Below are 8,155 nucleotides of genomic sequence, written 5' to 3'. Positions count from 1 at the left end.
CGAGGACGGCTACGGCTACGACATCCTCCGGCGGCTGCGCGCGGCCGGTCTCGAGGATGTCGGGGACGCCTCGATCTACGGCACTCTGCGGCGGCTCTTCAACGGCGGACTGCTGAACACCTATGTGGTGCCCAGCGACGAGGGCCCGCACCGCAAGTACTACGCGCTCAACGCCGCCGGGCGGGCCGAGTTGCAACGGTCCGGCAAGATCTGGCACGAGTTCGCAACCACGATGAACGACCTTCTTCGCGATCGGGGGACGGTGTGAACAGCACCGAGACGGACGAGATCACGGCGTACGTCGAGGCGGTCCGGGCCGCGCTGTCCGGCCTGCCCGAGGCGATGCGCGAGGAACTGCTCGAGGACCTGCCCGAGCACCTGGCCGAGGTGGTCGCGGACGAGGTCGGCACGCTCACCGAGCGTCTCGGCCCGCCCTCGGTCTACGCGGCCGAGCTGCTGGCCGGCGCCGGTTTCGTGGGCGGCGGCTTCCCCGATCCGCCGCCGCCGTCCCGCACCGACCACCTGGCCAAGCTGCGGTCGGCCTGGGCGGCCCGGCTGCGGGTGATCGACGGCAAGACCGGGCCCTTCTTCGGGTACGCGCACGCCAGCGAGTTCCTCCGCCTGCTGCGCCCCGCCTGGTGGGTGCTGCGCGGCTACCTGATCGCGATGGTGCTCGCCCACGGCCTCGACGCGAGCGGCTCGATCGGGCTCCTGCCCCGCGTCGGCGGCAGCGACCTCGTCGCGTTGCTGCTGCTGACCGCCTGCGTGCTGCCCTCGATCTGGTTCGGCCGCCGCGGCTTCAAGCTGTCCCGCGGCCCCCGGCTGGCCTACTACGCCGGCTCGGCCCTGCTGATCCTGATCGCCGTGGCCGGCTTCACGGACGCCGATTCGCAGAGCCGGCAGGACTACTACAACAACGTGGAGTATTCGGACCCCTACAGCAACGTGCGCGACGTGTTCGTCTACGACCAGCAGGGCCGGCTCATCGACGGCGCCCGGCTGTTCGATCAGGACGGTCAGCCGATCCGCCTGGGTCAGGCGTACTGCGAGGAGTTCGACGGGCCGGCGCCGCAGGTGGTGGACGACTCGAAGTACCCGTTCTGCGGTGCCGACAAGGCGCCGTTCAAGCTGACGGATCCGTCCGCGGCCCCGGTTCCGTCGCCCTCGAAATAGTTGACCGGAGCCGGTACGGTCTGCCCGTGACCGAGGTCGAGGCCCCCGCCCGCGGATCGATGGCGTTCAAGGTCGTCGTCCGCATCCTGCTGGCCCTCACCGTCGGCGTCTCGGTCTTCGCGGTCAAGGCGTTCCTGTTCGGCGATCGCGCCCGCTCGGCCGGGGCCGGTGACTGCATCAGCGGCCCGGCCGAGGAGGTCACCGACGAGACGGTGACGCGGGCGAAGAAGGTGGACTGCGGCTCGGCCGACGCGCAGTTCGTGGTGGCCGGTCGCGTCGACGGCGTCACCGACATCGACAGTCCGGAGTGCGACAAGTTCTTCTCGGCCGGCGAGAAGTTCACGGTGTATTCGAGCACCAGCGGCGACGGTTACCTGCTGTGCCTGCGGCCGCGATAATGATGTGTGCCCACGCGTACCCCCGAAGAGGTTCTTCGCCACGCTGCGCAAGCGCCTGACCTCGCGCGGCTCGACGCCGAGGTGGCGGACTGCTTCGCCTGCCCGCGGCTGGTCGCCTGGCGGGAGAGGGTGGCGGCCGAGCGGCGCGCGGCGTTCCGTGACGAGCGGTACTGGGGTCGCCCGGTGCCGGGCTGGGGTCCGGCCGACGCCCCGATCGGCATCCTCGGCCTCGCCCCCGCGGCGCACGGCGGCAACCGCACCGGCCGGATCTTCACCGGCGACCGCTCCGGCGACGTGCTCTTCGCCGCGCTGCACCGGGCCGGCCTGGCCAACCAGCCGACCAGCGTCTCCCGCGACGACGGCCTCGAGCTCCGGCACACGCGGATCTTCGCCGCGGTCCGCTGCGCCCCGCCGGACAACAAGCCGCTCCCGGTCGAGCGCGACACCTGCGCGCCGTGGCTGCACCGCGAGCTGGAGCTGATCAAGCCCACCCTGCGGGTGGTCATCGCGCTGGGTGCCTTTGCGTGGGCGGCGTGGTGGCCCTTCCTCGTCTCCGGGTACGCGCTGCGCCCGCCCGTCCCGCGCCCGAAATTCGGGCACGGCGCCGAGGTCCGCCTGCCCGGTGCGCCGGTGCTGCTGGGCTGCTACCACGTCTCGCAGCAGAACACCTTCACCGGCCGGCTGACCCCCGCGATGCTCGACGAGGTGCTCGCCCGTGCCAAAGCCGTCGCGGGCCTGGCATGATTCCTGCTCGATGGACCTCGCCGCTCTTCGCCGCTGGTGGCCGCTGGCCGCCGTCCTCGGCCTGCTCTTTCTCGCCTCGCTGGCGGCCACCCGCTCGCAGCCGCAGCTGGAACGCATCAATCCGGCCGTCGAGGCCACCGAGGAGGCCCCGCTGCTGCCCACCGAGCCGCTGGCCAGGCCGAACGTCGACGAGGGCACCGGCAGCGGTCCCGAGCCGGCCACCGGCCTGCCCGACTGGGTGGGCACCGCCGCCATCGTCGTCCTGAGCGTCGCCGCGCTGGTCCTGATCGCGCTGGTGATCTGGACGATCATCCGCGACCAGCAGCGCCGTCGCAGTCGCCGGGCCGGCGTCCGCGAGCCGCAGCGCGATGAGGCGAGCACGGCCGAGGATCTGGTCGCGGCGCTCGACGCCGGGCTCGAGGAGCTCTCCGACACCGACCGTGACCCGCGCCGGGCGGTGATCGCCTGCTGGGTCCGGCTGGAGCAGGCGGCGGCCGCGGCCGGCACCCCGCGGCACGCCGGCGACAGCCCCACCGACCTGGTCGGGCGCCTGCTGCGTGAGCAGCGGGTGGACGCCGGCGTGCTGGCCGCGCTGCTCGAGGTCTACCGGCAGGCGCGATATGCCACGCACACCGTCGACGACCAGATGCGCGCGCAGGCCCGGTCGGCGCTGCAGCGGCTGCGCGCCGACCTCGGTGCAGGTGCTGTGCTGAGTGGGCCGGCATGAGCCGCGACGCCGACAACGGCGGCCTGGACGACCTCTTCAGCTTCGCGCCCGCGCCCGTCGTCGAGCCGACGGAGCCCGGGGCGGACCGTCCCGGCTCCCGCGCGGCGTGGGTGCTCCGCAACGCGCTGTTGATCGCCATTGCCACCACGGTGACCGTCGCCGGGTTCCGGATCGCCGGCATCCGGCTGCCGATCCTCATGATCGTCGCGTTCTTCGTCGCGTTGCGGCTGCTCATGCTGGCCGTCTCCGAGGTCGCGCCACCGCCGCCGCCCCGGCCCGGCACCCGCCCCGGCGAGGAGAGCGCGGACTACCGCTGGGCCGGCACCGACTCGCTGCGCACCGCCGTGCGCCGGTGGGAGCAGCGGCTGGACTGGTCGCAGTCGGACGCCGATCGGTTCTCGCGTAACGTGCTGCCGGTGCTCGCCGAGCTCACCGACGAGCGGCTGCGCCTGCGGCACGGGCTGACCCGGGCGACGGACCCGCGCCGGGCCCGGGAACTGATCGGCGAGCCGCTCTGGCTCGCGCTCAGCGAACCCGGCCGGCGTCCGCCGAAGAAGACGGACGTGACGACCTTCGTGGAAGCGCTGGAACGACTGTGACAAGGAGTGGATCGGTGGCTGAGTCCCTACCTCCGTTCGAGGTCGGCCGGTTGGCCGGGGCCGTGCTGGACTCGGTCGGCAGCGTGGTGGTCGGCAAGCGGGACGCGCTGGAGCTGGTGCTGGCCGGCATTCTGGCCGGTGGTCACGTGCTGCTCGAGGACCTGCCCGGCCTGGGCAAGACGCTGACCGCGCGGTCCTTCGCCCAGGCGCTCGGGCTGGACTTCCGCCGGCTGCAGTTCACCCCCGACCTGCTGCCCGCCGACGTCACCGGCTCGTTCCTCTACGACCAGCGCAAGGGCGACTTCGCGTTCCGGGCCGGCCCGGTGTTCACCAACATGCTGCTGGCCGACGAGATCAACCGGACGCCGCCGAAGACGCAGGCGGCGCTGCTCGAGGCGATGCAGGAGAAGCAGGTGTCGGTCGAGGGCGTCACGTACCGCCTGGACCCGCCGTTCCACGTGCTGGCCACCGCGAACCCGATCGAGTACGAGGGCACGTACCCCCTGCCCGAGGCCCAGCTCGACCGGTTCATGATGCGGGTGTCCTTCGGATACCCGACCGCCGAGGAGGAGTGGGACGTCCTGCGCCGCCGGATGGCCCGCCGCCAGGAGGAGGCGCAGCTCGCCCCCGTGGTCGACGCGCGGACGCTGCTGACGATGCAGGCGGCGCTGGAGACGATCACCGTCGAGGACTCGATCGGCCGCTACATCGTGGCGCTCGCCTCGGCCACCCGCGAGCACCCGTCCGTGATGGTCGGGTCGTCGCCGCGTGGCTCGCTGGCGCTGCTGCTGCTGGCCCGGGCGCGCGCGGTGATGGCCGGGCGGGACTTCGTGGTGCCCGAGGACGTGAAGGACGTGGCCGTGCCCGCGCTGGCGCACCGGATCACGCTGCGGCCGGAGATGTGGCTGCGCAAGGTCGACCCGCAGTTCGTGGTCGAGGAGGTGCTTACCGCGGTGCCGGCCCCGGCCAGCGGCGCGATGCCCACCTATGCGCGGCATGACTGAGCCTCGGATCCGCTTGGCGGTGCCGCCGGCGCAGGATCTCGACGAGCCGGGGACGGGCGGCCCGGCCTGGGTGCCGACCCGGGCGCTGGGCCGCAGCGTGCTGCTCACCGGGCTGCTGCTGGTGCTCGGCGTCGCGCTCGGCCGGGTCGACCTGGTGCTGCTGGGCGCGCCGTTCGCGATCGGCGCCGCCATGGCCCTGCGCCGGATGCCGCGCTCGGCGCCCGAGGTGACCATCACCGCCGACGAGGAGTATCTGGTCGAGGGCGGCGAGGTGCACGCCGGGCTGACCGTGGCCAACCCGGACGTCATCGACTACGACCTGGTGGTGGTGCGTACCCGGACCTCGCCCTGGATCGATCTGGAGAATGCCGACCGGCCCTTCGCGATCGAGGTGGCCAGCGACAACTGGACCGCCGTCGAGCTCAGCGGCAAGGCCGGCCGGTGGGGCCGGCACGAGGTCGGCCCGGCCGCCGCCCGCGTCGCCGCCTGCTCCGGCCTGCTGGCCTGCCGCCCGGTGGTCACCGAGGCGCACGCGCTCCGCGTCTACCCGGTCACCGAGCCGTTCGCCGCCGTGGAGGCGATGCCTGCCGCGGCCGGGCTGGTCGGAAACCATCGCTCGCGGCGGCCCGGCGAGGGCGGAGAGCTTGCCGGGGTACGCCCGTTCGCGCCCGGCGACCGGCTCCGCCGCATCGACTGGCGGGTGTCGCTGCGCACCCGCGACCTGCACGTCGCCGCCACCCTGTCGGACCGCGACGCCGAGGTGCTGCTGCTGCTCGACGTGCTCGGCGAGGCCGGGGTCTCCGGCGGCGTCAACGGCAGCGCCTCGGTGCTGGACACCACGGTGCGGGCCTCCGCGGCGATCGCCGAGCACTATCTCAAGCGCGGCGACCGGGTGTCCCTGCTCGAGTACGGCGCGAACGCCCGGCGGCTGCGGCCCGCCACCGGCCGGCGGCAGTACCTGACCGTTCTCGAGTGGCTGCTCGACGTCAAGGCCGACAGCGCCGACGAGGCGGCGTACGAGCACGCCTTCGGCGCCCACCACGTGTCCCCGGACGCGCTGGTCGTCGTGCTCACCCCGCTGGTCGACCCGCGTTCGGCGGACATGCTGGCCCGGCTCACCCAGTCCGGCCGCTACACGGTCGCCGTGGACACGCTGCCCGACGGGCTGGCGCCGCCGGCCCGCAGCCAGTGGACCCCGCTGGCCACCCGGCTGTGGCGGATCGAGCGGGACAACGTGCTGGGCCGGCTCCGCGAGCACGGCGTACCCGTGGTGACCTGGGCCGGCGCCGGAAGTCTCGACCTGGTGCTCCGCGACGTCGCGCGCCTGGCCAGCGCACCCCGGGGGCGCTGATGCTGGACGGGATCACCCGGCGGATCACCCGCGCCCAGGTGGCCATCGCCCGGGCCACGCTGATTCCGCTGCTGGTCAAGGTCGGGATCGCGCTGAGCTTCGTGGCCGCGGTGGTGGTCGCCTGGCCGCAGGCGGTCGTGCAGAGCCAGTACGCCCTCGTGCCGATGGCCGTCGCGATCTACCCGGCCTTCGCGCCGCGCGGCCGCGGGCCGACGTTCGTCGTGCTGACCGTGGTCGGCGGCTGGGTGGCGGACACCAGCTACTACGACGATCCCGTGCAGCTGTGGCGGGTGATCGCGATCGGCACGTTGCTCTACCTCGGACACACGCTCGCCGCGCTGGCCGCCGTCCTGCCCTTCGACGGTGTGGTCAACCTCGACGTGGTGCTGCGCTGGATGACCCGGGCCGGCATCGTCGTGCTGATCTCGGCGGTGCTCACGGTGATCACGCTGGGCCTGGCCGGCGTGCTCGGGGGCGGCGCGTTCGTGGTCGCCACGGTCGCCGGGCTGGCCGCCGCCGTGGGCGCGACGCTGCTGCTGGCAAGGCTGTTGAGACGCCCCGGACACTGAAACTTCACATGTGGCGATCAGCACCCTCTACAGATGTTGAGTTGCGTCACACCGAGGCTGTTTCCGGCCCGGCGAGCAGGATGATTGATCCGTGAGACCGCAGCGTGTGATCGTCGTCGGGGCAGGACATGTGGGGCTGTACGCGGCCCTGCGCCTGTCGAAGAAGCTCAGTGCGCGCCAGGCCGAGGTCGTGGTCATCGACCCCCAGCCGCACATGACCTATCAGCCGTTCCTGCCGGAGGCGGCGGCCGGCAACATCTCGCCGCGCCATGCCGTGGTGCCGCTGCGCCGCGAGCTCAAGCGGTGCCGCATCGTCGCCGGCGAGGTGACGCGCATCGAGCACGCCCGCAAGACGGTGACCATCCAGCCGATCGAGGGCCCGGCCACCGAGATGGACTATGACCACATCATCGTGGCGCCCGGCTCGGTGTCACGCACCCTGCCGATCCCCGGCCTGCGCGAGAACGGCATCGGGTTCAAGACCATCGGCGAGGCCATCTACCTTCGCAACCACATCCTCGACCGGCTCGACGTCGCGGCCGTGACGCCCGACCCTTCGGTCCGCCGGGCGTCGTTGACGTTCGTCTTCGTCGGCGGCGGCTACGCCGGCATCGAGGCGCTGGCCGAGATGGAGGACGTGGTTCGCGACGCCCTGCCAACCTATCCGGAGCTGCGGCAGGACGAGGTGCGCTTCGTGCTGGTCGAGGCGACCAACCGGATCCTTCCCGAGGTGGGTCCGGACATGGGGGCGTACGCGGCCCGTCAGCTCGACGCCCGCGGCATCGAGCTGCGGCTCGGCACCCGGCTGGAGTCTTGCGTGGACGGCTGGATCGAGCTGTCCGACGGCGAGCGGTTCAAGGCCGAGACGCTGGTCTGGACGGCCGGGGTGAAGCCGTCGCCGATGCTCGACCGCACCGACCTGCCCCGCGGCCCGCGCGGCCACCTCACCGCGCTGCCGACGCTGCAGATCGTCGACGGCGACCGGGTGCTCGAGGGCGCGTGGACCGCGGGCGACTGCGCCCAGGTGCCCGACCTGACCAACCCGGGGGCGTACTGCTCACCCAGCGCGCAGCACGCCGTGCGCCAGGCGGCGGTGCTGGCCGCGAACATCCGCCAGTCGATCATCGGCGGCCCGCTGAAGAACTACAAGCACAAGTACGCGGGCAGCGTCGCCAGCCTCGGCCTGCACAAGGGCGTGGCCCAGGTGTACGGCATCAAGCTCAAGGGCCTGCCGGCGTGGTTCATGCACCGGACCTATCACGTGAGCCGCATCCCGTCGCTCAACCGCAAGGCGCGCGTGGTGGCCGACTGGACGCTGGCGTTCCTCTTCAAGCGCGAGACGATCTCGCTGGGCCAGCTGCACGAGCCGCGTGAGGAGTTCACCGACGTGACGCCGCCGTTGGTCGATGATCGCCCGGCCGAGCCGGTGGGCGCGGGCGTCCGCTAGGCCGGTGTCGTCCACCCGTCCGGCGTCTTGCCGGGCGGGTGGCAGCCGATACGGTGAGCACAGCCCTACCCCGCCCGGGTGGTGGAACGGCAGACACGGCCGCCTTAAAAGCGGCTGCCCTCAACAGGCGTGCGGGTTCGAGC

General features: G+C 72.7%; 10 protein-coding genes. All 10 read left to right on the top strand.

Annotated elements, in window-relative coordinates:
- On the top strand, positions 1-268 hold a 268-nt coding region (locus AB0M20_RS16260), incomplete at its 5' end, for a PadR family transcriptional regulator (protein WP_364298774.1).
- Positions 265-1,173, top strand: a complete 909-nt coding sequence (locus AB0M20_RS16255) for a hypothetical protein (RefSeq protein ID WP_364298772.1) — start codon at positions 265-267, stop codon at positions 1,171-1,173. The genes AB0M20_RS16260 and AB0M20_RS16255, both read left to right, overlap by 4 nt.
- A 26-nt stretch (positions 1,174-1,199) precedes the next feature.
- Positions 1,200-1,571 carry a hypothetical protein gene (locus AB0M20_RS16250; protein ID WP_364298770.1) on the top strand — a complete coding sequence of 124 codons (372 nt, stop codon included), beginning with the start codon at positions 1,200-1,202 and terminating at the stop codon, positions 1,569-1,571.
- Between the two features lie 6 nt (positions 1,572-1,577).
- Entirely contained in the window at positions 1,578-2,315 is a 738-nt protein-coding gene (locus AB0M20_RS16245) for a uracil-DNA glycosylase (protein WP_364298768.1), read from the top strand.
- A gap of 10 nt (positions 2,316-2,325) precedes the next feature.
- Complete coding sequence (locus AB0M20_RS16240; RefSeq protein WP_364298776.1) at positions 2,326-3,042, top strand: DUF4129 domain-containing protein; 717 nt, start codon at positions 2,326-2,328, stop codon at positions 3,040-3,042.
- A complete protein-coding gene (locus AB0M20_RS16235; RefSeq protein ID WP_364298766.1) occupies positions 3,039-3,641 on the top strand; it encodes a hypothetical protein in 603 nt (200 codons plus the stop codon). The genes AB0M20_RS16240 and AB0M20_RS16235 overlap by 4 nt, the downstream gene beginning before the upstream one ends.
- Positions 3,642-3,655: 14 nt before the next feature.
- Entirely contained in the window at positions 3,656-4,645 is a 990-nt protein-coding gene (locus AB0M20_RS16230; RefSeq protein WP_364298764.1) for a MoxR family ATPase, read from the top strand.
- Positions 4,638-5,996: a DUF58 domain-containing protein gene (locus tag AB0M20_RS16225; RefSeq protein ID WP_364298762.1), complete on the top strand. Its 1,359-nt coding sequence runs from the start codon at positions 4,638-4,640 to the stop codon at positions 5,994-5,996. The genes AB0M20_RS16230 and AB0M20_RS16225 overlap by 8 nt, the downstream gene beginning before the upstream one ends.
- A complete protein-coding gene (locus tag AB0M20_RS16220; RefSeq protein ID WP_364298760.1) occupies positions 5,996-6,565 on the top strand; it encodes a hypothetical protein in 570 nt (189 codons plus the stop codon). Before AB0M20_RS16225 ends, AB0M20_RS16220 begins: the two co-directional genes overlap by 1 nt.
- 91 nt (positions 6,566-6,656) lie before the next feature.
- Positions 6,657-8,012 carry an NAD(P)/FAD-dependent oxidoreductase gene (locus AB0M20_RS16215; RefSeq protein ID WP_364298758.1) on the top strand — a complete coding sequence of 452 codons (1,356 nt, stop codon included), beginning with the start codon at positions 6,657-6,659 and terminating at the stop codon, positions 8,010-8,012.
- The last annotated feature ends 143 nt before the right edge of the window (positions 8,013-8,155 follow it).

Source organism: Actinoplanes sp. NPDC051633 (genome assembly GCF_040681735.1).
In the GTDB taxonomy this organism is placed as follows: domain Bacteria; phylum Actinomycetota; class Actinomycetes; order Mycobacteriales; family Micromonosporaceae; genus Actinoplanes.
The sequence above is the reverse complement of the archived record's forward strand: the minus strand, read 5'-3'. Positions and strand labels throughout refer to the sequence as shown.